General features: G+C 38.8%; 14 protein-coding genes. 9 read left to right on the forward strand and 5 right to left on the reverse strand.

Annotation, left to right across the window (positions count from 1 at the left end):
- Nucleotides 1-204: 204 nt before the first annotated feature.
- Entirely contained in the window at nucleotides 205-663 is a 459-nt protein-coding gene (locus AC1DNH_RS19095; protein WP_477583099.1) for a nuclear transport factor 2 family protein, read from the forward strand.
- Between the two features lie 135 nt (nucleotides 664-798).
- On the opposite strand, the gene AC1DNH_RS19100 is transcribed toward AC1DNH_RS19095, so the two are convergent.
- Both AC1DNH_RS19100 and AC1DNH_RS19105 read right to left on the reverse strand, forming a co-directional pair.
- Nucleotides 799-3309: a M1 family aminopeptidase gene (locus AC1DNH_RS19100; RefSeq protein WP_477625579.1), complete on the reverse strand. Its 2511-nt coding sequence runs from the start codon at nucleotides 3307-3309 to the stop codon at nucleotides 799-801.
- A 107-nt stretch (nucleotides 3310-3416) separates the two neighbouring features.
- Entirely contained in the window at nucleotides 3417-4295 is an 879-nt protein-coding gene (locus AC1DNH_RS19105; protein WP_477583102.1) for a TraB/GumN family protein, read from the reverse strand.
- A 214-nt stretch (nucleotides 4296-4509) separates the two neighbouring features.
- On the opposite strand from AC1DNH_RS19105, the gene amaB reads away from it, so the two are divergent.
- The gene (gene amaB, locus AC1DNH_RS19110; protein ID WP_477583104.1) at nucleotides 4510-6051 is read left to right on the forward strand and encodes an L-piperidine-6-carboxylate dehydrogenase; all 1542 of its coding nucleotides are present in this window, start codon (nucleotides 4510-4512) and stop codon (nucleotides 6049-6051) included.
- Nucleotides 6052-6165: 114 nt separating this feature from the next.
- On the opposite strand, the gene AC1DNH_RS19115 is transcribed toward amaB, so the two are convergent.
- Nucleotides 6166-7977 (reverse strand): DUF4153 domain-containing protein, encoded by a 1812-nt coding sequence (locus AC1DNH_RS19115; protein ID WP_477625580.1) that lies wholly within the window; start codon nucleotides 7975-7977, stop codon nucleotides 6166-6168.
- Between the two features lie 132 nt (nucleotides 7978-8109).
- On the opposite strand from AC1DNH_RS19115, the gene AC1DNH_RS19120 reads away from it, so the two are divergent.
- The 4 genes from AC1DNH_RS19120 (at nucleotide 8110) to AC1DNH_RS19135 (ending at nucleotide 13024) form a co-directional block, all read left to right on the forward strand.
- Nucleotides 8110-10914 (forward strand): outer membrane beta-barrel family protein, encoded by a 2805-nt coding sequence (locus AC1DNH_RS19120; protein ID WP_477580577.1) that lies wholly within the window; start codon nucleotides 8110-8112, stop codon nucleotides 10912-10914.
- 5 nt (nucleotides 10915-10919) lie between these two features.
- Nucleotides 10920-11702: a GLPGLI family protein gene (locus tag AC1DNH_RS19125; RefSeq protein WP_477609443.1), complete on the forward strand. Its 783-nt coding sequence runs from the start codon at nucleotides 10920-10922 to the stop codon at nucleotides 11700-11702.
- Nucleotides 11703-11757: 55 nt separating this feature from the next.
- Nucleotides 11758-12327 (forward strand): Crp/Fnr family transcriptional regulator, encoded by a 570-nt coding sequence (locus AC1DNH_RS19130; protein WP_477609441.1) that lies wholly within the window; start codon nucleotides 11758-11760, stop codon nucleotides 12325-12327.
- Between the two features lie 262 nt (nucleotides 12328-12589).
- Complete coding sequence (locus AC1DNH_RS19135) at nucleotides 12590-13024, forward strand: carboxymuconolactone decarboxylase family protein (protein WP_477580574.1); 435 nt, start codon at nucleotides 12590-12592, stop codon at nucleotides 13022-13024.
- A gap of 110 nt (nucleotides 13025-13134) precedes the next feature.
- Here the strand turns inward: AC1DNH_RS19135 and AC1DNH_RS19140 are convergent, their stop codons facing one another.
- Both AC1DNH_RS19140 and AC1DNH_RS19145 read right to left on the reverse strand, forming a co-directional pair.
- Nucleotides 13135-14319: a class I SAM-dependent rRNA methyltransferase gene (locus AC1DNH_RS19140; protein ID WP_477580573.1), complete on the reverse strand. Its 1185-nt coding sequence runs from the start codon at nucleotides 14317-14319 to the stop codon at nucleotides 13135-13137.
- Nucleotides 14320-14471: 152 nt separating this feature from the next.
- Nucleotides 14472-15482, reverse strand: coding sequence for a LacI family DNA-binding transcriptional regulator (locus AC1DNH_RS19145; RefSeq protein WP_230143288.1), 1011 nt, complete (start codon nucleotides 15480-15482; stop codon nucleotides 14472-14474).
- A gap of 265 nt (nucleotides 15483-15747) precedes the next feature.
- Between AC1DNH_RS19145 and AC1DNH_RS19150 the strand changes: the two genes are divergently transcribed.
- Genes AC1DNH_RS19150 through AC1DNH_RS19160 form a run of 3 tightly spaced genes read left to right on the forward strand, consistent with a single transcriptional unit; the run spans nucleotide 15748 to nucleotide 22500 of the window.
- Nucleotides 15748-18978 carry a SusC/RagA family TonB-linked outer membrane protein gene (locus tag AC1DNH_RS19150; protein WP_477580571.1) on the forward strand — a complete coding sequence of 1077 codons (3231 nt, stop codon included), beginning with the start codon at nucleotides 15748-15750 and terminating at the stop codon, nucleotides 18976-18978.
- Between the two features lie 17 nt (nucleotides 18979-18995).
- Nucleotides 18996-20840 (forward strand): RagB/SusD family nutrient uptake outer membrane protein, encoded by a 1845-nt coding sequence (locus tag AC1DNH_RS19155; protein WP_477580569.1) that lies wholly within the window; start codon nucleotides 18996-18998, stop codon nucleotides 20838-20840.
- A gap of 13 nt (nucleotides 20841-20853) precedes the next feature.
- Complete coding sequence (locus AC1DNH_RS19160; protein WP_477580567.1) at nucleotides 20854-22500, forward strand: fibronectin type III domain-containing protein; 1647 nt, start codon at nucleotides 20854-20856, stop codon at nucleotides 22498-22500.
- The last annotated feature ends 230 nt before the right edge of the window (nucleotides 22501-22730 follow it).

The following is a 22730-nucleotide window of genomic DNA, read 5'->3' on the forward strand; positions in this document are numbered from 1 at the left end:
ATAAGTTTACAAGTTTTAATTATCCGTTTTTAAAATAATTATTAACATCAACTGGCGAAAACAGCGTAAATAGCTGACTATAAAGCGTATTGACTGTGATTAAGATGTGTGGATAATCGATAGATTTTTTGCAACATCGCGGTTCCTTTTCCCTTCTTTGACAAAAATACTATAAATTTATGGTATATACGTAATTAAGAAGTCATGAAAGGATTAGTCATTTTTGCCCTGTTTTTATTAGGTTTTGCTACAAATACCTTTGCGCAAAGCGATGAAGAAAGTGCCGTCAAAAAAATTATAAATAACCTTTTTACCGGTATGAAGACTGAAGACAGCACTTTAACAAGAACCGCCTTTGCACCTGCAGCGATTATGCAAACCATAGTTAACAAAGAAGGTAAGGTGAATATACGCACGGAATCTGTTAACGACTTTATCAAATTTATCGGCACTCCACACCAGGAAAAATACGATGAGCGTATTGTGTTTACCAAAATATTAATCGATGGTCCTTTGGCTTCTGTTTGGACAGACTATAAATTTTATCTGGGCGAAAAATTTAGTCATTGTGGGGTAAATTCCTTTCAGCTGGTAAAAGGAGACAAGGGCTGGCAAATTGTTTATATTATTGATACCAGGAGAAAAGAGGGATGTAATCCTTAAAGGCCAAATAGCCAGCTTTGGCAGATTGTAAAAGAACGATCGTCATTCCCACACAGGTGGGAATCTTAAAGCTCACTGCATTAAGATTCCCAATCAAGTTGGGAATGACGCATCGACACATAACTATGTTAATTATTATTCTTTCTCTAAATCAGCTGCGCCTTTTTTAAATAATTCGGCCTGTTTGCTCAGGTTTGTTTTAGCCTCTCCGCTTACTGCGGCAGCTTGTTGTGTTTTAGCCTGCGCAGCTGCAGTATAAGCACCCGCAAGTTGCTTGTTTAAATAAGATTGTAATTTTAATCTTTCAATGGCGCCAGCAATGTTTTTAATACCTTTTTCGGTAACTACAGGATTATTGTTGGCTCTCAGATACTGAAAATATTGGCCAACCACTGCAAAAACACTATTCCTATCGCCTGTAAGCATAATGTTATCATAAAATGCCTGATATTCATCTTTTGGTTCGTCGATATATAACGTTGCAATAGAAGGTGCTATATGCGCTTTCGTATCTTCATCTAACGATGCTAAAGCCGCAATGCTCTCTTGTGGGGCCAGTTTGGCTAAACCATCAACACCGGCAGCAATTACCTTGTACGACCTATCTTTTAAGCTTTCTAACACTAAAGTTTTATAAGCCTGATCGCCAGTTTCAGCCAATTTCACAATTGCAGCTGATCTTGCTTCGGTATTTTTATCTGTTTTGGCCATCTGAAGTAAAACCGGTAAAGCTGCTGCTTTAATCTGAGCATCATCCAGGTTAATCCCATCAATGCTTAAAGCGCGTAAATCTGCCGATTTATCCTTTAAACCTTCTAGCAACACCAGCTGGCCGCTTTTGGCTTTGCTCTGCATAATAAACTGCAGGGCTTCGATTCTATTGGCATAGCTAGGCGCATTTTTGTATTGAAAATAATAGTTTTCAGCAGTTTTATTATCATTGGTTTCGCCCACTAAAATTTTATCTACATCAAAATCGATTAAATCGGGTTTAGCACTCACCTCGAAACTAAAGTTCTGCTCTCGGCTATTGATCAGAATTTCCTTTCTGATTTTTTTACCTCCTGCATAAATATCAATTTTGATCGGCAGTGTAAAGATCTGCACGCTCGAATCTTGTGTTTGTTTAACCTTAATTGTTGCCTTGCCGTTTTCGTAACCATAATCAATACTTAAAACCGGGTGACCACCATTGTAATACCACTGATTAAAATAAGGGCTCCAGTCTTTTCCGGTAACCTCTTCCATAGCCAAACGCAATTGGTGTGTTTCGCCATTTTTAAAGGCATTGGTGGTGAGGTAACGGTTAAGTGATTTGTAGAAAGCGGCATCGCCCATTTGATTTTTTAGGGCATATAAAATAATCGATCCTTTAGCATAGCTGATGTTATCGAACATATCTTCCTTGTCGCCATAATAAAAGCGGGCTAAAACAGGGCTTTCTCCTTTTTTGGTCGATCCTAAATAAGATTGTAATTTATCGTAACGTGATTTGTCTTCTGCATCTTGCCCGGCATCATGTCCGTGCCAGATCACTTCACCAAAGGTGGCAAAAGATTCGTTCATGGTTAAGTTAGACCACGACTCTGCGGTCACATAATCACCAAACCATTGGTGAAAAAGTTCATGTGCAATGGTTCCTTCTTCATTTTCATCCAATAACTCGCGATCTGTTTTCTGTACCTGTTCGCCGTGTAATGTAGCCGTAGTATTTTCCATTGCGCCCGAAACGTAATCTCTGGCTACCACCTGCGCATATTTGTTCCATGGATAATCTACACCTAACAAATTGCTGTAAAACTGGATCATATCAGGTGTTTTGCCAAAAATCTGCTTGGCATAGGGCGCAAATTTTGGCTCCAGGTAATAACTTACTTCCTTACTTTTATAGGTATCTTTTGTGATTTTGAATTCGCCTACTGCCATCATAAATAAATATGGCGAATGTGGCAGATCCATTTTCCAGGTATCGGTCCTTGTTCCATCTGCATTGGCTTTCTGGCTCACTAATTTTCCGTTAGAAAGCGTTGTGTATTTCGATTTTACCGTTATCGAAATCTCTTCGGTAGTTTTCTGATCAGGTTTATCGATAGTTGGAAACCAAGCCGAAGATGATTCAGTTTCACCCTGTGTCCAGATCTGTGTTGGTTTGTTTTTATCGGTACCATCTGGGTTGATAAAATATAAACCTTTAGCATCGGTTATGGCAGCACTCCCCTTTACTTTCAATTCATCGGGTTTAGCGGTGTAAGCAATATACACTGTATACTTTTCGGTATTGGTGTACTTTTTATTTAGGGTGATATAAAGCTTATTATCTTTATAGACATATTTAAGCGGGGTATTTCCTTTTGCGCCAACCAATGCAATGGTTTTAATATCCATTCCCTGCGCATCGAGGGTTAAAGAGTCGGTAGCATAAAAATGAGGTTTTAAAGTAACCCACTCTTTACCGTATAGGTATCGCTTTGCATAATCAAAAGATACATCGAGTTTGGTATGAACCAGATCGTTAACTTTAGTTGCAGTTACACGGTAAACATTTAAGTTGTTCGATTTTTCTACGGGCTGATCCTGTGCAAAAAGTGGATTAGCCGTAAAAGCAGAAGCCAGCATCACACCACAGGCAATAATTTTTTTATTCATTTTTATGTTTCTACAAATTAGTTTTATTTTGAACACTGATGTTTGTGTTAAAGTAAAAACGCAAATGTAGCTCCCTTTCTTTTGTTTTTTACAAACACATTGAAATATTAATTAGTTGCTACGGGCTTTAAAATGTAACCTTTAAGCTGCAACCCTTTTATTAAACCTTCAGCACCAACTAAATGTCCCGCTCCAACCACAATAAATAACGATTGCTTCTGCATTAGGGCTGGCAGCTGATCTAACCATCTTTTATTTCGGTTTTTTAAGAGCTCGGTCATAAATTCTTTGTTTTCCTTGTCTTGATTTTTAAAGAGTTCAGTTAATTTGTCTATATCCTGAGTGATGTAATAAGTTTTCAGTTCCTCCATTTTTTGTTTGCTTTTATCTACTTCTCGGATCGATTTTAGCAATGCTTTCTTTTGTTTTTGCAGATCACTATCAAATAAAAGTGCCCCCTGATATTCGGCTGTTTCCAAACCATATAAAGATTTTCCATTTTTTTTGGCATATTTCTGAAAGCTCTCATCCATACCTTTACCTATATCTTTTAACATATGTGGGTTCTCAAAAAGGATCATTGTTATTGCTACCACTGCGGGCTTGAAATTGTTCAGTTGCTTTAATTCAAAACCTGGTTGTTTGCTTTTGAAATAATCTTCTACTTCCTTATATTCTGACATTGTTAATAAACTATCCAGTGTATTATTTTTCATCACTAAAAAAGGTGCCATTTTAGTTTGCATAGTACTATCCATTACAATTTCGCCCACTACTGCGTCTGTAGCTTTAAACTTTTCCTGCAGAACCTTCATCGTATCTGCAAATTTAGCCCCTATTAAATGATGGGTGCCAAATAGATAGGATGGCTTTTTTAGTCCATTACCAGAAATTTCCCACAAGAGCGAGTTAGTCGCCTTTTTTGTTTGTGCCGAAAGGGTAATACTGAACCCTAAAAAAGCAACGAGTAATAATTTTATTTTCATCTTTCTATTTTATAACAACTGAAGTCTAATTTGATATCATTATTCTTTTGGAAAACTACGCTATTTATATTGCAAAGCAAAAAACACAAATTTATAGCCTTATTTACACCTGGTTATGCTTAAAGGAAGATATTGATTATGGAAATAATTTAAAGCGTAGAATTTGACCTCCTTTCAGCTAATTTTTTGTTTTTTTGTGTAAATCGTTAGATATATGACTACAGATATTCAATCCATTTTAAACAAACTGGGGATTAATGCGAGCAACGCCGCCTATAGTACAGGCAGCAATTGGGGCGGCGAACTTAATGTAAATACATTAGAAAGTTTTTCTCCTGTTGATGGCAAACTGATTGCTTCGGCTAAGGTTGCCAGTGCTGCTGATTATGACGCTGTTGTACTTAAAGCGCAGGAAGCATTTACAGCATGGCGTACGGTTCCGGCTCCAAAAAGAGGAGAAATTGTGCGCCAGTTTGGTGATGCACTACGCGAAAATAAGGACGCATTGGGCACTCTGGTTTCTTACGAGATGGGGAAAAGTTTACAGGAAGGGTTTGGTGAAGTGCAGGAAATGATCGATATCTGTGATTTTGCAGTGGGTTTATCCAGGCAGCTTTATGGCTTAACCATGCACAGTGAACGCCCAAGCCACCGCATGTACGAGCAATGGCATCCACTGGGCATTGTAGGAATCATTTCTGCCTTTAATTTCCCGGTAGCAGTTTGGAGCTGGAATACCGCCCTGGCCCTGGTTTGTGGCAATGTTTGCATCTGGAAACCATCGGAAAAGACACCGCTAACCGCAATCGCCTGTCAACATATTATTGCAAAGGTTTTTAAAGATAACGATATAGCCGAAGGGGTTTGCAACCTGGTTTTAGGCGATAGGGAAGTTGGCGAACTCATGACAAATGATGGCCGCATCCCTTTAATTTCTGCCACCGGATCTACGCGTATGGGTAAAGCAGTTGGCGCTGCAGTAGGCGCAAGGTTAGGAAAAAGTTTGCTTGAACTTGGTGGTAATAATGCCATTATCATTTCAGAACATGCTGATTTAGATATGAGTTTAATTGGGGCGGTATTCGGTGCTGTTGGTACCGCAGGCCAGCGTTGTACCTCTACCAGGAGACTAATTATCCACGAAAGTGTATATGATGCTTTTACCGCTAAACTGGTTAAAGCTTACGAACAGTTGCGTATTGGAGATCCCTTAGATCAAAATAACCATGTGGGACCGCTGATTGATACCGATGCGGTTGCAGCATACTTAGCTTCGATTACAAAATGTAAGGAAGAGGGTGGCAATTTTGTGGTAGAGGGCGGCGTTTTATCGGGCAATGCCTATACAAGTGGGTGTTATGTAAAACCATGTATTGCCGAAGTTCAGAATGATTTTAAGATTGTTCAGCACGAAACATTTGCGCCGATTTTATATCTGATTAAATACAAAACATTAGATGAGGCCATTGCTTTGCAAAATGCCGTTCCGCAAGGATTATCATCGGCCATTATGACTTTGAATTTAAGAGAGGCAGAGCAATTCTTATCGGCTAAAGGCTCTGACTGTGGCATAGCCAATGTAAATATTGGTACTTCGGGCGCAGAAATTGGCGGTGCTTTTGGTGGAGAAAAAGAAACAGGTGGTGGCAGGGAAAGCGGATCGGATGCATGGAGAGCTTATATGCGCAGACAAACCAATACCATCAATTATTCGAACACGCTGCCTTTAGCACAGGGGATAAAATTTGATTTGTAAAAGCGATCTTAACGCGGTAAACCTATACGAAATGGTGTTGATTTTTAGAAACACCTACAGCCAAAAACGGCCGATCTGTTTAACGATCGGCCATTTACTAAGAAATAGGTTAACTTAAAGTTTTTTAATGAGCAGATAACTTTTTGCCTCAAACCATGAATTATCATTATGATCATTTTCGTAAAATGTGCCCTCTAATGAAGTAACCACAATGGTATAGTTATATCCATTAATATTTTTAGATATGCTCATCAGCTTTGCTGGGTACAAGTATTCCTGTTTTTTATTCGAAGCTTCTAAAGTCCCGTTTTTATATGCTTTAGTGGCCTGAGCAAATAATTCTTTTAAATCGATATGCAGCGCTGGCTGATTGTTAACCAATAACGAAATTTTTGATCCGATTTTATTTGTTGTTAAATCAGTACTGTAAAGCCGTGTAACTTTTTCCTCTGGATACCCGCTTAGCTCGATCAGGTAATCATAGCCCTTAATGTTTAAAACCTGGTTTTCATCATTTTGAAGGGTAATATTCACACCCTGGTCATATACCAAATCGTCTTTAATCTTAAAAATTGCCAATGCTGTATCTACCTTATCAATCCGCATGCTATAACGGTAGTTATTTGCGCCATCTATCTTTTCCTCAATTTTACTGAGATCTTTTTTCGTAAAAGGTTGCAGCGTTTTTAATCCATGTGTATAAACCAGGTACCTGATTACGGCTGGCTTTTCTTTAATATCATCTTTTTTCTTGCTATTCATTATCCGCTTTAACCGGTTTAGCTGTGAATATTTAGAGAGAGAAAAAGCACTCTGCGGACCATAAGTGGCTAATAGCGAAATGATGCACAAACTTATTGGGATTACCTTAATATTCTGTTTTTTATTAAAAAGGAAATAGATCGTTATACCGGCAAGCCATAATGCCAGTACCGTTAAAATATACCGGCTTTCAGTTATACCATAATGACCAACTCTTTTCCAAACGGCAAGCAATAAAAGCACCACCAATGGAATCATCATCACGTAAAAGAACCTCGAAAATAATTTAATCCAGCTATTACCCGCCGTTTCTTTAACCGGATAAACCAGTAGCAACGATAAGATCCCAAAAACTGCGTAGCCTAAAATCAGGCTTGATACCAAACCTTTGGGGAGCTCCCATAAAACAGCAATTTTAATCTCATACACCAGCAAAATCGCTAAATAGATTGTTACCAGTGGAATCAGTACAAACTGCGCAAATATTTTTAAACCTTTCGGGTAGCTATGATCTTCTTCGAGCAATTTATAATCAGTAGGGATTCCTGCTAAAAAGAAAGTAGTATTAAATCCAGCGCTAATGACGGCAAATAAGGTCATATATGTTTGCCACTTTATGTCCGCCTTAAACAATCCATCAATGGCAACCAAGGCCATTGCCAAGCCTGCATATAGTACAGCCGAATAAAGTGCTGAGGTTAGAAATCGAAGGAAAAGCACTTTATTAAACTGCCAGAAGCCATTTACTTTCTCCTGACCCACAAAAGGCGCGAATGCGACCAGCAAATGAAAGGCAAATGCAAATAAGAAAGTGCGGTAAAGATCTGCCGAATAGTTTGTAGGATCGAGGCTGAAGTAAAGCAAAATACAGATCAGTAAGCCTCCTAAGCGCAGTAACCACTTTTTCTTTAATGAGTATTGATTGCGTTCTGAAATTAAATCGAGTGCCAATATGAGCGCAAGTGCCAGGTTTAAAATGGCTATTGCCTTTATTAAATGATCTTTTAAATTCTCGTTCTGTTCTGAATAGTTTCGATAATCAGAAATATGGATATAATAACACCAGCACAATGTTGCGGCAACCGCAAAAATAAATTGTAAGGGAAAACGCTTAATTACAGTTACAAACCCATTGTAAAGCTGTTGGAGAGAGGGTAATTTCATCTGATTTTTTTATTAAAGATATAATCTTTTGTGCTTAATGACTAAGCGTCTGTTTTTAAATTGTTAAAAAAGGTTAAAGCACTATGCACAACTAACATATTAGTTTTATATTCGGCAAACCAAATCTTATCTATGAAACGCCTATTACTCTCGTTGTGCCTTTTCGTTTTTATCTCCACTTATTCGAAAGCACAAAGCCTCCATGCCATTAAAGGCCGAACGATTGATACTGCATCGACAACGCTTTTATCTGGAACCTCTATTGCTGTTTTAAATGCAAAAGATTCTACATTGGTAAAATTTACCCGGACAGCAGAAAATGGCTCATTCGAGCTTAACGGAATTAAAAACGGGAAGTTTATCTTATTGGTTTCTTACCCTAAGTATGCAGATTTTGTAGATCATTTTACGCTCGATTCTACCACTCAGGTTAAAGATTATGGAAAAATTAATCTTACAGGTATGGCCAAAATTCTTGCCGATGTAATTATTAAAGGAAACAGAACAGCCATAAAAATTAAAGGCGATACTACAGAGTTTGATCCCAAAGCATATAATATCGAACCGAACTCCAAGGTTGAGGACCTCATTAAACAATTTCCGGGCTTTCAGGTAGATAAAGACGGTAAAATTACGGCTCAGGGCAAAACAGTACCGAAGGTATTGGTAGATGGTGAAGAATTTTTTGGCGACGACCCAACGCTGGTAACTAAAAACCTGAGGGCAGATATGGTAGAATCTGTTCAGCTTTACGATAAAGCCAGCGATCAGGCTAGTTTTACAGGCATTGATGATGGCGAAAAAACCAAAACACTTAACATTAAACTTAAAGAAGATAAAAAGAACGGCTACTTTGGCAAAGTGCAGGGTGGTTATGGAACAAAAGATTTTTATCAGGGTCAGGGAATGTTTAATAAATTCTGGGGCAAAAAGAAATTTTCGGCATACGGCATTTTGGGCAATAATGGAACAGTGGGCTTAGGCTGGGATGACCGGGATAAATATGGGGGCTCTGGTGGCCTGACGATGAGTGATGACGGTGGGATGTATTTTAGTAGTGGAGGCGATGACTTTGATAGCTATGATGGGCAATATAATGGTCAGGGGTTACCTCTAGCCAGAACCGGGGGCTTGCATTTCGATAACAAATGGAACAAAGACAAGGAATCGTTAAACACAAATTATAAAATTGGGTCAATCAGGGTTCAGGGTGATAAAAACTCAATAAATCAGAACAATTTAGAATCGGGAGTACAGAATAATACCTCAAATGAATCATTCGACAATGACATGTTCAGACAAAAACTGGATGCCATGTATGAGCTAAAAATCGATACTACCTTAACCATGAAAGTTAACGTTGATGGCGCATTGAAAAAAAGTAATACCTCAAACCATTTTGTAACTTCAACTTTCGGTGAGAATGATAAATTCCTAAATTCGTCAGACAGAACGCTAAGCAATGAGGTAGATGATCAAAGTTTTAACATGAACGTTTTATTCACCAAAAAATTAAAGAAAAAAGGGCGTACATTATCATTAAACTTAAATCAATCGATCAACAAAAGTAATAGTGAAGGATACTTAAACTCGCTTAACAAACGGGCAAATGAGACCGGAACAGGAATAATAGATAGTCTTACCAATCAATTAAAGACCAACGATATAACAAATAGTGCCTTTAAGTTAAATGCAGCTTACACTGAACCCCTTTCAAAAACCTTGACGGTAATTATTAACTATGGCCTAAGTTTAATGAACGGGAAATCAGATCGGCTATCCTTTAATCAATCTGGAAGTGGCAGATATGATATTTTAGATACGCTCTACAGTAACAATTTTGAACTGAACCAGACCATCAATCAGGCAGGTGCAATTTTCAATTATAAAAAAGGTAAAACGGTTATCAATTTTGGATCGAAATTTAGTGGGGTAAATTTCAAACAGGATGATATTTACCATAACAAAACCTATGTAAGAAACTTTATTAATTATATGCCCCAGGCAACTTATCAATATCGTTTTTCTCAGCAAAAATCATTACGGATTAGCTATAATGGTAATACCAACCAGCCCACACTTGATCAACTTCAGCCAGTTAGGATAAATAACGATCCATTTAATGTTGTGGAAGGAAATCAAGATTTAAGACCATCATTCAGAAGTAACATCAATGCAAGTTATAACGCTTACAAAGTTTTAACCAATCAATCGGTTTGGTTAAGCGGCTCTTACAGCTTTACTGCAAATCCAATTATTAGCGATGTAACCACCAATGGTGTTGGTAAAAGCACCTATCGTTACATCAATTACAATGATAAAATGCAAACAAATTTCTATTTATATGGACAGATAAGCAGGAAAATAAACACACTTGGCGAAATAAATATAGGCTTAAATGCAAATGCAAATGGGAGTTCTTCTTATAACTTTATTACCACCGATTTAGGCAGAACCTTAAATAACACTAAAAACTATACCTACAGTGGGGGCATCAATATTTCGAAATACAAAGATAAAAGTTATAGTTTTTATACCCGCTTTGGTCCATCGTATAATATGGCTAGAGCAAGTATTGGTAGGAATAGCGATGGATGGGGATGGTCTGGTTATGCGTCGGGCAATGTGCAATTACCAGGGAAGTTTGAAATATCTACAGATGCAGAATACCAGTACAATGGAAAAACACAAGTGCTTACCGAAAGTTTTGAGCGTCTTATCTGGAATGCATCAGTAAGCAAAAAATTCTTTAAAGCAGAAAATTTAAGATTCTCAGCAACTGTAAATGATATTCTTAACCAGAATATCGGCTTTAATCGTTCGGCCAACAATACAACCATTAGCCAAAGCAGTTATACTACCATTAGAAGATATTTAATGTTCTCCGTATCGTGGGATTTTAATAAAATGGGCGGCGGTATTAAAACACAAAAATAACAACTATGAAAACTACACTAAAATATATCATCTTATTTGCTGTTATTTTCATCAGCAAGAGCTTATCCGCTCAAAATATACACTTCGTAAAAAACGGGGTGATCGAATTTGAGAAGAGGTCTAATATGTATGCTTTAATTAAAAAGAAGATCGATAAGGACAATGAAACTTATATGAAAGAGGCATTTGAGCAATATAAAAAGAACAATCCACAGTTTAAAGTTGCCAAAAGTACCTTAAACTTTACCAAGGATAAAAGTTTATATAAGTGGCCAACGGTAGAAGAAACGATGAATAACAATTGGCTATCATCTGATGTGCTGGCTGATTTAAAAAATACCATTGCTACAAATTTCGATTCGCAAACCAGTGCTACGCAAAAAAGTGTTTACGAGGATACTTATCTGGTTAAAGATAGCGTGCGTAAAATTAACTGGAAAATTACCGACGAAACAAGAGAAATTGCAGGTTATGAATGCCGCAGGGCAAATGCCATTATTATGGACTCGGTTTATGTTGTGGCTTATTATTCGAATCAGATTGCAGTTTCAGGTGGTCCTGAATCTTTTACGGGATTGCCCGGTATGATTTTAGGTTTAGCTTTACCCCACGAAAATATAACCTGGTTTGCAACTAAAGTAACAGAAGTTTCCGTGCCAGAAAAAGATTTAGCACCACCTACAAAAGGAAAGCCGACTGATAACAAAGGTTTAAAAGCAATATTACTTGGCGCTATGAAAAACTGGGGCGAATATGCGCACCCAATATATAAGGCTTTTTCACTTTAAGATGTTGATTCCGTTTTTATAATAATACCTATTTTAGCTAATCATTAGTATAGCTATGTATAGTGCACTTTATAACCACATTAATAGATTTATAGATTTGAATAGCGATGAACAAGAAACCCTTGCATTGCTACTCAAATCTTTCTCCGTTAAAAAAAAGGCTTTTTTATTAGAAGAAGGGCAAACCTGCAGGGCGAATTATTTTGTAGTAAAAGGCTGCCTGAGGCTTTATTTCATTGATATAAAAGGTGCTGAGCAAACCACACAGTTTGCCATCGAAAACTGGTGGATTACCGATCTAACCAGCTTTCTATTTCATGAGCAATCTGAATTTTATATCCAGGCAGCAGAAACCACCGAGGTGATAGCCATCGAACATCACCATTATGATGAAATGTTCCATAAACTCCCTAAGCTGGAAAGGTACTTCAGACTGATCTTGCAAAAAAATCATCAAGCTTCACAGCGAAGAATAAAGTTCCTGTATAGCCAAACAGCAGAGGAAAGATACCATCATTTTAATCGTTTATTCCCTGAATTTGTACAGCGTGTACCACAGTATATGCTGGCTTCTTACCTCGGCTTTACCCCCGAATTTTTGAGTAAAATCAGGGCGAAGAAATAGGGCTTTGTTAACCGCAGAACACAGTGTACTCATTTAACATGGGCCTCGGAGACACAGAAAACACGGATAAATATAGTACGGGTATCGAAAAAGAAAACAAATGATCTGTGAGGACACAGACCATGGAAACACTCTGTGTTAATCCGTGCTTCCGTGGCAAAAAAAATGTGCCCTTTGTGTTAGCTAATCATTTCTTAAACTACATTAAGTTTTTTGCTCGTTAAGTTGCAGACCTTTACATCGTAATCAAAAAACAAATAAAATGGAAAGTAGAATTGATATCCCGAAAGTAGAACCTGCAGCTTACCAAGCCATGTACGGTTTAGAGAAATATTTATCAACCAGCAAACTAGATCCAATTCTTTTAGAACTGATTAAAATGCGTGCATCGCAAATTAATGGCTGTGCATTTTGCTTAAATATGCACTCAACCGATGCCCGCAAAATAGGAGAAACCGAACAACGTTTGTATTTATTAAATGCCTGGAGAGAAACAACCTTATTTACGGCACAAGAAGAAGCTGTTTTGGCTTTAACAGAAGAAGTAACCTTAATTAGCCACCATGTTTCTGATGCAACTTATCAGAGAGCTGCAAGCTTTTTTAACGAGCAGGAATTAGCACAGATTATTATGGCTATAGTTACCATTAATGCCTGGAACAGACTGGCTATTACCGCTAAAGTGATGGTTGGCTAACTAGATTCCTCTTTCAGCCCAGCACAAGGACACAATAACACTTGGTTAATTTTCAAAATACCCGGTGCTTTGTGTCTTTGTGCTTTAATGTAGATCGGTAAGGGATAAATTTATAGCACCCTTAACAACAATCCCTTTAAGTATTCTCCTTCCGGAAAAGAAATCCGGACCGGATGATCTTCTGGCTGGCAGAATTGTTTAATAATCTGAACTTCCTTGCCTGCATCAAGTGCCGCCCAGGCGATAATCTGTTTAAAGGTTTCGATATCAACCGCTCCTGAGCAAGAAAAAGTAGCCAATAAGCCTCCTTTTTCAAGCAACAACATGCCTAAACGGTTTAAATCTTTATAGGCTCTCGCCGCGCGGTCTAACGCCGAACGCGATGGCGCATATTTAGGTGGATCCAGTACAATCACATCAAATAATTCGCCTGATTCTTTGAAAGCCCTGAGTTGTTTATTTACATCTGATTGTATGGCTGTTACTTTATCTGTATCGAATTGGTTTAAGGCTACGTTTTGTTTTAATGTTTCTATAGCCAAAGCCGAACTATCAACACTGGTAATGCTTGCAGCACCATTAGCTAAACTATTTAAGCTAAAACCACCACTATAGCTAAAACAGTCCAAAACTTTTTTGCCTTTTGTATAACTGGCTAAAATGTGCCTATTATCGCGCTGATCACAATAAAATCCTGATTTTTGTCCTTCTGCGATATTGATGTGGTATATAATTCCATTTTCTTTTACCTCCAAAAATTCTGGCGGGTTTTCACCCCAGAGCAGTCCGTTTTCGATGGGTAAACCTTCATGGGTACGGGCAGTAGCGTCACTTTTATCAAAGATCCCTTTTGGATTTAATTCAGTTTTTAAAATTTCTACGATTTCTGCTTTCACTTTTTCGATTCCTGAACTTAAAATCTGAAGAGAAAGAAAATCAGCATATTGATCAACAATTAAACCTGGAAGGAAATCAGCTTCGCTAAATACCAGTCGGCAGGTATTGGTCTGTTCGCCTAAAATAAACTGACGTGAAGCAATAGCCTGTTTTAAGCGGTTCTGGTACCAGCTGTTATCAATGGTTTGAGCTTCATCCCATTCCAAAAGACGAACGGCAACACGCGAATTGCTGTTGTAATAACCATAGGCTAGAAATTCATTGTCGAAAGCAAAAACTTTTACTACATCACCATCTTCAGGTTTTCCCTTAACTTTTTCCAATGCTCCGGAAAATACCCATGGATGTCTTTGTAATGCCGCTTTTTCTTTGCCCTTTTTTAATGTGATTTCTACCATGCTGCAAAGGTAATAATTTGTAGGGAGTTTGGTGTAGAGCGTTTGGCGCTAACGATGGATGATAAGTTTGGAGTTGAGGGTTGGAAGTTTAGCGTGCCGTGTACAGCCGCATACCGCTAAACACCTTGCACAAATCGCCAACCGCTTGGCGCTCACCGCTTCTTCACCAATTCGGTATCTAAAACCTTTGTTTCGAATTCAGTTACGGGCCTTTTGGCTTCGATCATCGAGATTAACAGTTCGGTAGCTACCTGCCCCATTTCGAATGCGGGTTGTTTAACCGAGGTTAGAGATGGTGAAAATAATTCGACCAGGTTAGAATTTGTAAAACCTGCAATCGCAATTTTATGTGCCACCTCAGGATTGGTTTTCTTTAGGGCCATAATGCAGCCGGTAGTTAAGCGGTCGCTCGAAATAAAAATCCCATCTGGCTGTAACGGCAAAAGTTCTTTAACCGCCTGTTCCAGCTCTGCACTGTGCATACCTCCATGCTGGCAATATTTAACCAGCTCAGGTCTAAATTCGATATGGTATTTAACCAATGCTGCTTTATAACCTTCTAACCTTTCTTTTGTTATCGAAAGATTTTCAGAATTTGTTAAATGGGCAATGGTTCTTTTTCCAGATAAAATAAGATGTTCTGTGGCATCAAAAGAACCTTTAAAATTATTCGCGATTACCTTATGGGTTTCAAAATCTTTAGGCACACGGTCGAAAAAAACAATTGGTAAGCCCTTGGCATATAAACTCCTCAGGTAATCAATATCCTGCGTTTCAGACGATAGCGCAATCAATAAACCATCGATAGAACGTGATGCAAGGTGCTCAACATTCAGTTTCTCCTGCTTGTAAGATTCGTGACTTTGAGAGATGATAACGTGATAATCTTTATCATAAGCGATGGATTCGATGCCATTTATCACCTGAGAAAAAAAGTTGTTGGCAATTTCGCTCACAATAATGCCGATAGAATAGCTACGGCGCTCCTTTAAACTTCTGGCGATTGGATTAGCGCGGTAATTAACCTTTTCAGCATAAGCCAAAACCAGTTTTTTGGTTTCCTCACTAATTTCGTAACGATCTCTTAAAGCCCTGGAGACTGTTGAAGTTGACAATCCCAACGCTTTAGCAATATCTTTTATGGTAGATGTTTCAAATCTCATTTTCGTAATGCGTACAAGTTACAAAAAATATCTCTTTAAGGGGATTGGATGAGTAACATTAATAAACGTCGCATCTACGTTTTTGGGAACGTTTGCACAGTTTTTTAGTTAAATCTGGTTTCAATTGCTTTTTAGTTTGTAAAATTGTTACATCAACGTAACCAAATATAAACTAACTATAACATCCCGAAATAGAATTATATTCTATCTGCAAGCGATTGCAGCATCATAAAAAAACCAAATTACTTCAAATAAATAAATAACTATGAGCAGAGTTTTACTCTTTTTAGCACTTCTCTCTTTTTTTGGATTATCTGTTGCTCAAGCACAAAACAGACAATTAACAGGAACTGTAAAGGATAAATCTGATGGGCAGCCACTAATAGGCGTGAGTGTATCGATAAAGGATTCGAAAATTGGAGCGAGTACAGATGCGAATGGAGTTTACAAAATTCCCGTTCCGGCCAAAGGCGCTACCCTAATTTTTACCTATGTAGGTTATAAAACAAAAAATGTTGCTGTAGGTGAGCAAAACAAAATAGATGTAACACTTGAAGAAGATGCCAACACTTTACAAGAGGTTACCGTAAACATCGGTTACGGATCTGTACGTAAAGAAGCCTTAACGGGTTCCGTATCTTCCATTACCGGGAAAGATATTGATCAGTTCCCGGTAAGCACTGCAGCCCAGGCTTTGGCTGGTAAACTGGCAGGCGTATCGGTTACCACAACGGAAGGAAGCCCAGGCGCCGAAATTGTAATTAAAGTACGTGGGGGTAGCTCACTTACGGGTGATAATTCTCCATTGTACATTGTAGATGGAATCCAGGTTGAAAATGCATTATCCATTTTATCGCCGAACGAAATCCAGTCTATTGATGTGTTAAAAGACGTGGCATCAACATCAATTTATGGCAGTAGAGGTGCTAATGGAGTAGTGATCATTACCACCAAAAGCGGAAAGAAAGGAAGACCGATTGTTTCGTTTGATGCTTATGCGGGTGCGCGGCAGATTGTAAACGAGCTGGATGTAATGAATCCTTATGAGTTTATCAAATATCAATATGAGCTCTATAACAACAACACCAATCAGGATGTAAAAGATACTTTTACCAAAAAATATGGCACGTTTGAAGATCTGGACATTTACAAAAATATTCCAAATATCGATTGGCAGGACAAAATTTTCGGCCGTCAGGCATGGAGCAATACCGAAGTTTTAAATCTATCAGGCGGTACTTCTAAAACCACTTACAATGTTTCGGTAAACAATACCAAGGAAGACGGTATTATGCTTAACTCTGGCTATAGAAGAACTTTTGCCTCTGTGCGTTTAGACCATAAATTTTCTGATAAATTCAGGGTTGGTCTAAATGCCCGTTACAGTGGTCAGCGTATTGATGGTGTAGGTACAACCTCTACAGGTTCGCAGGGTACTAACCGTTTAAGAAATTCTGTACGTTACCAGCCTTATTCAGGTGGTGGCGATTCTGGCGATTTGTTCGATGCAGACTATTTAACTACCGGATTAACCAATCCAATTACCTTGGCCAACCAGGAATTGAAATATGATTATCGCAACGATTTAATTTCGAGCGGTTATGTACAATATTCGATTCTTAAAAACTTAACGATAAAGAGTACCGTTGGTTACAACCGAACTAACAGGCACGTTAATACTTTTAATGGCCCGGTAAGTAACGTAGCCAGGAACAATGCAGGTTTACCTGCCATCCAACTGGACACGGTAGCCCAAAAATCTTTTATTAATACCAACACCATTAACTATAAACCAAATCTGGGTAAAGACCATAGTTTAGATTTATTGGTAGGCCAGGAAATCAACATGGTCGATATCGATTCGAGAACAACTGTGCTTAAATTTTTACCCATAAACATCTCTCCCGATGATGCTTTTGTGAGCAGCGCTCCGGCAAATACCATTCAGGACAGGCCAACTTCACTAATTTCTGGCACCAGGCAGTTTTCGGTATTTAGCAGGGCCTCTTACGGTTTTAAAAATAAATACCTGGCCACTGTAAACTTCAGAACAGATGCTTCTTCATTATTTGCGGCAGGGAAACAATGGGGTTATTTCCCATCGGCACAGGTAGCCTGGAGGGTAACGGAAGAGAAATTTGTAAAAGATATGAACCTCGATTGGTTAGATAACTTTAAAGTTAGGTTTAGTTATGGTGCAGCAGGGAACAACCGTATCGGTCAGGATTTATTTAGAACATTATTTTACCTAAGTTCTACCACCGGTGGTTATGCCGATACAGATGGCTCAGTATCAACTGGTTTAATTTCAGGTACAGCTACAGGAAATATTTTATCTAACCCGAACATTACCTGGGAAACCAATATTTCTAAAAACCTGGGTATTGATATCGATTTATTTAAAAACAAGTTATCGCTTAATTTAGATTATTACGACAACAGAACAAAAAACCTACTTTTAAATGCAAATGTGCCACAAACTACGGGGTATGCTACACAACAGCAAAATGTGGGTAAAACCCAAAATACAGGTTTCGAACTGCAATTGAATTATCAGGCCGTTAAAACCAAAAACTTTAGCTACAATACCAGTTTCAACATTTCATTCAACAAGAACAAAATTGTCGAACTGCAAAATGGCGTAAATTCATACATCACACAATCAGGCTGGGTAAACAGCTTAGGCGATTTTAAAGTCGAAGTAGGCCAGCCGGTTGGTCAGTTTTACGGTTTCGTTTCGGACGGGCGATATACTGTTGATGATTTCACCTACGTCCAAAACACAACTACTGGTGCCTATACCTATACACTTAAGCCAACTGTTGCAAATAGCAGGGTATTATTGGGTAACCGTGATCCTCAGCCAGGCGACATGAAGGTTCAAAAACTATCGTCTTCATCAAGTATGATGATCGGTGATGACGACAGAACGGTTTTAGGTACAGCACAGCCGAAATTCACCGGAGGTTTCAACAATCAGTTTGCCTATAAAAATTTCGATCTAACTGTATTTGTAAACTTTAGTTACGGAAGCAAGGTGTACAACGCCAACAAAATAGAGTTTACCTCGCAATACAACGTAAAAGACAACAATTTACTTGCGGTGATGAATGATCGCTGGCAGAACTTTGATGCCAATGGTGTAAAGATAACAGACCCGGCATTATTGACTTCCATGAACGCCAATACTTCACTATGGACGCCTACAGGAGGGAACTATGCTTTAACCTCTTACGCTATTGAAAATGGCTCGTTTTTAAGAATCAGCAATCTGACACTGGGTTATAGCTTACCACAGGGTTTGATCAGAAAAACAGGTTTCATTTCAAAATTAAGGGTATACGGAACAGTTAATAACTTATATACGATAACGGGCTATACAGGTTATGATCCTGAAGCAAACACCCGCCGATCGAATCCACTTACGCCAGGTATAGATTACGCTGCTTATCCGCGCAGCAGATATATCCTTGCTGGTATAAACATGGTATTTTAACCTCAACATTAAAGAAAATGAACAATAAATTTATAAAATCGGCTTTAATGGTAATTGCTGTTGGAGCATTGAGCATAACTACTTCCTGTAAAAAATATTTAGATGTACAATCGCCGTCATCCTCTAGTCCGGATGTTGTTTTTGAAAGTACAGCAAACACCAATGCAGCAATTATTGCAGTTTACAACCGTCTTTGCGGTGATAATGGTTACGGAAGCCGCATATCTACACTATTTGGTTTAACCGCCGATGATTTTAAAACCTCGGGAAGTTATAGTTCTTCCGATCGCAGGGGGATTAGCATGTACGGTGCGAGTTCAGACAATACCGATCTGATCAACCCATTTTTACAATTATATGCGGGCGTAGAGCGGGCAAACATCTGCATCAAATTTATCCCGGCCTCTAGTCTTTATACCAATGGTTCTGAGGCTGACAAAACGATTATGAAACGGTATTATGGTGAAGCTTTAACATTAAGAGCACAATTTCTTTATGAATTGATCCGTAACTGGGGTGATGTTCCTGCGTCTTTCGTGCCTTCTGCAGATGCCGAAACATTGTATGGCCCAAATGTAGACCGCAATAAAACCTATGATCGGATCATCGCAGATTTAAAAATGGCTGAGGACCTGGTGCCATGGAGAAGTGGAATCACAGAATACGGCAGTTTCCGTTATACCAAAGGTGCAATTAAAGGCTTAAGAGCCCGTATTGCTTTAGCCAGAGGCGGTTATTCGCTAAGGTCGGCCAATCATACTATGGAACGCAGTGCTGATTATTTAACTTATTATAAAATTGCTTTTGATGAGTGTTTGGACATTATGAACCACCGTTCGGAGCATAGCCTGAATCCCGTTTATGAAAATGTATTTAAGACCTTGCATACCACAACCCGCTATGATGACGCCCACGAGCTGATGTTTGAAGTGGCTGCTTTTGGCGGCAACGCTTCTACCGATAGCAAATTAGGTTATTATAACGGTATCCGTTTTAACTCCGCATCTACTTTTGGTTCAGGCGGCGGCGGGATGAATGCTATTCCTACTTACTTTTATGAATTTGATGTCACCAAAGATTGTCGCAGGGATGTAACCATCGGCGTTTTCGAAATTACCGCAACATCAAAGAAAATTATCAATACCCTGTTTAACATGACGGATGGAAAATTCCGCAAATCATGGACAACTTTTAACAACTCTTCCGCTGCTCAAACTTTCGGGGTAAACTGGCCAATGTTACGTTTTGCCGATATACTGTTAATGTATGCAGAGGCAGATAATGAAATTAACGGAGCACCATCTGCTTCCGCAGTTAATGCCTTGCAAGAGGTACAAAAACGTGCCTTTGCTGGTTTTGAAGGACAAATCCCAGTAACACCAATGGATAAAAACGGCTTTTTTACTGCTATTGTGAAAGAAAGGTTATTGGAATTTGGAGGAGAGGGTATCCGTAAATATGATTTAATCCGCTGGAATTTATTAGGCAGTAAATTTGAAGAAACACGCAATAAAATACGTGCTTTGATTGCAGGAACGGGCGATTATACCAGTGTACCAAATTACGTTTATGCCAAAGAGGGGAATTACCTGTTGGGAACGAGCGTAAACGAAGTAGCCACACTCGATCTCTATGGCGGTGTACCAAATAATGTGTTTGCCTCACCAGGATTAAACACTTCAACAGCACCGAGCGGATATACCACTAAAAACTGGAGAAAGGCTGTTACAGAAGAAAACTCCATAACCAGCACTTCTACGGGAATTGCTTTTTACTTCGAAGCAAATAAAAAGGAACTTTTCCCATATCCTAAAACAACATTGATCGAAAATCCGAGTATGGCTCAAAACTTTGGTTATTAATTAGATATTAATTATGAAAACATTTATAAATCAATTAGGGTTTAAATTCGCCGTTTTATTATTGATGGTTGCGGTAATTTCTTCATGCAAAAAGGAAGAAGATATTCCAACAGAACCAGCAAGGATATTTAAGCCAAGCGATGTAAAAATTACCGCTGGCGAAACTTCAGCGAAATTAACCTGGACAGTTCCTTTGATGTCGACTGGAAAAACCTTTAAATACAGTATCGATTTCTCAACAGATTCGCTGTTTGCTACTGTAAATTACACCACTACAGCAGATACGGCCGGTGTAACGGTAACTGAAGAGAATTTAGCGGTAAGAACCAAATATTATGCAAGGGTTAAAGCCAGTGCAACTGAAAGCCAGCCTGAATCGAAATATATACGTAGCAGCGTTTTTCAGTTAACCGGGATTCAACTTTTTGCAGCCATCAGAGATAATGAAATTAAAGAGAATAATATTACACTGCGTTATACCCCAACAGTTGGTTTAACATCCATCGTTTTAACCCCTGAAAGCGGAACGGCAACCACGATAACCCTGAGTACCACTGATGCCTCGGCAGGGTTAAAAGCCATAACAGGATTAACAGCAGGGACAAAATATACCGCCGAACTATTTGCAGGAACGAAAAGCAAAGGAATTGCCACTTTTATTACCCTTGCTCCAACTACATATACGGTTAAATTAAATCCTGGTGATGACCTGGCTGCAGCGATTGCCAGTGCAACAAATGGCGCAATTATTGGTTTAAACCCAGGCACCTATACCTTGTCGGCAACCACTTTCATCACCCAAAAAACCATTACCATAAAATCAACATCAGGCAACCCAACCGATACAAAGGTAAATTATAAGGAAATTGATTTAGAGGGTACTGGGGCAGGCGTAACGCTTTCGGGTATTGAATTTGATGGAACAGCCAGTGCATCGCTTTATTTCCTTAATTTTATTGGCACACAGGCGGCCAATGGTGCAGCAGCAACTTTTACCAATGTAGTGGTAGATAACTGTATTGCACATGGCTCTGTAACATCGTTTTTAAGAGGCGATAGAGGCACGGCCGCCCGCGATTTTAAAATCACAGGCATTACGGTTAATAACTCGATTGTTTACGACATGGGCTTAAATGGTTCATCTGCATATTATACTTTTCACCTAAATAAAATGCAGTTCAATGCCCTTACCATATCTAAATCTACTTTTTACAATGCAGGCCCTGGCCTGGTTACAGCGAGCACCACTTATACAGGGGATGTTATCCCGACAGTTGCGATCACCAATTCGACCTTTAATGGTTTTGGTGGCAATGCCAAGTACGCCCTGTTAGATGCGAATGCCAATCCGATCAATTTTACCATTTTGAACAGCATTTTTGCAAATACACCAAAATCGGGTACGGTTAACGCTGCTGCCATTAGGGGCACAGGTGCAGGAAGTACATTGAAGGTTTCGAACAGTAATTACTTCAACCTGTTCAGCGCCCTAACTGGCGGAACAGCACTAACCTTTGGAACAGCAACTTTAGCAAGTAATCAATCTATCAATACCGGCTGGACAGCTACAACAACTGATTTCACTATAGCTGTTGGTTCGCCTTTAAGAAGCGCGGGAAGCACCGGTGGTCCGATCGGCGATCCAAGGTGGACATACTAATAAAAATTATAGGGCAGGTTTTAATCTGCCCTTTTTTAATGAACTTTATGCAGGGTTGGTATTTAATAGGTTCCAAATAAGAATCGTCATCTCCTTTGGTTTATCGGACTGATTTTTCTTCTTGTAAATAGTATTACAAGAAGAAAGCTTGGTAAGCGTTTAAATAAAAGGCAGGGTGAACTTCCGTCATCTCTAGTTCACAGAACTTGTGGTCGTATTAGTCCCTGCCT

The sequence above is a fragment of the Pedobacter sp. 01N310 genome (assembly GCF_056399805.1).

Excerpts from the sequence above, each read along its gene's own strand:
- AC1DNH_RS19135 (WP_477580574.1), top strand. The coding sequence starts at position 12,590 with ATGGAAAGTAGAATTGATATCCCGAAAGTAGAACCTGCAGCTTACCAA.
- AC1DNH_RS19095 (WP_477583099.1), top strand. The coding sequence starts at position 205 with ATGAAAGGATTAGTCATTTTTGCCCTGTTTTTATTAGGTTTTGCTACA.
- AC1DNH_RS19120 (WP_477580577.1), top strand. The coding sequence starts at position 8,110 with ATGAAACGCCTATTACTCTCGTTGTGCCTTTTCGTTTTTATCTCCACT.
- AC1DNH_RS19150 (WP_477580571.1), top strand. The coding sequence starts at position 15,748 with ATGAGCAGAGTTTTACTCTTTTTAGCACTTCTCTCTTTTTTTGGATTA.
- AC1DNH_RS19130 (WP_477609441.1), top strand. The coding sequence starts at position 11,758 with ATGTATAGTGCACTTTATAACCACATTAATAGATTTATAGATTTGAAT.
- AC1DNH_RS19155 (WP_477580569.1), top strand. The coding sequence starts at position 18,996 with ATGAACAATAAATTTATAAAATCGGCTTTAATGGTAATTGCTGTTGGA.
- AC1DNH_RS19115 (WP_477625580.1), bottom strand. The coding sequence starts at position 7,977 with ATGAAATTACCCTCTCTCCAACAGCTTTACAATGGGTTTGTAACTGTA.
- AC1DNH_RS19160 (WP_477580567.1), top strand. The coding sequence starts at position 20,854 with ATGAAAACATTTATAAATCAATTAGGGTTTAAATTCGCCGTTTTATTA.
- AC1DNH_RS19125 (WP_477609443.1), top strand. The coding sequence starts at position 10,920 with ATGAAAACTACACTAAAATATATCATCTTATTTGCTGTTATTTTCATC.
- AC1DNH_RS19100 (WP_477625579.1), bottom strand. The coding sequence starts at position 3,309 with ATGAATAAAAAAATTATTGCCTGTGGTGTGATGCTGGCTTCTGCTTTT.
- amaB (WP_477583104.1), top strand. The coding sequence starts at position 4,510 with ATGACTACAGATATTCAATCCATTTTAAACAAACTGGGGATTAATGCG.
- AC1DNH_RS19140 (WP_477580573.1), bottom strand. The coding sequence starts at position 14,319 with ATGGTAGAAATCACATTAAAAAAGGGCAAAGAAAAAGCGGCATTACAA.
- AC1DNH_RS19105 (WP_477583102.1), bottom strand. The coding sequence starts at position 4,295 with ATGAAAATAAAATTATTACTCGTTGCTTTTTTAGGGTTCAGTATTACC.
- AC1DNH_RS19145 (WP_230143288.1), bottom strand. The coding sequence starts at position 15,482 with ATGAGATTTGAAACATCTACCATAAAAGATATTGCTAAAGCGTTGGGA.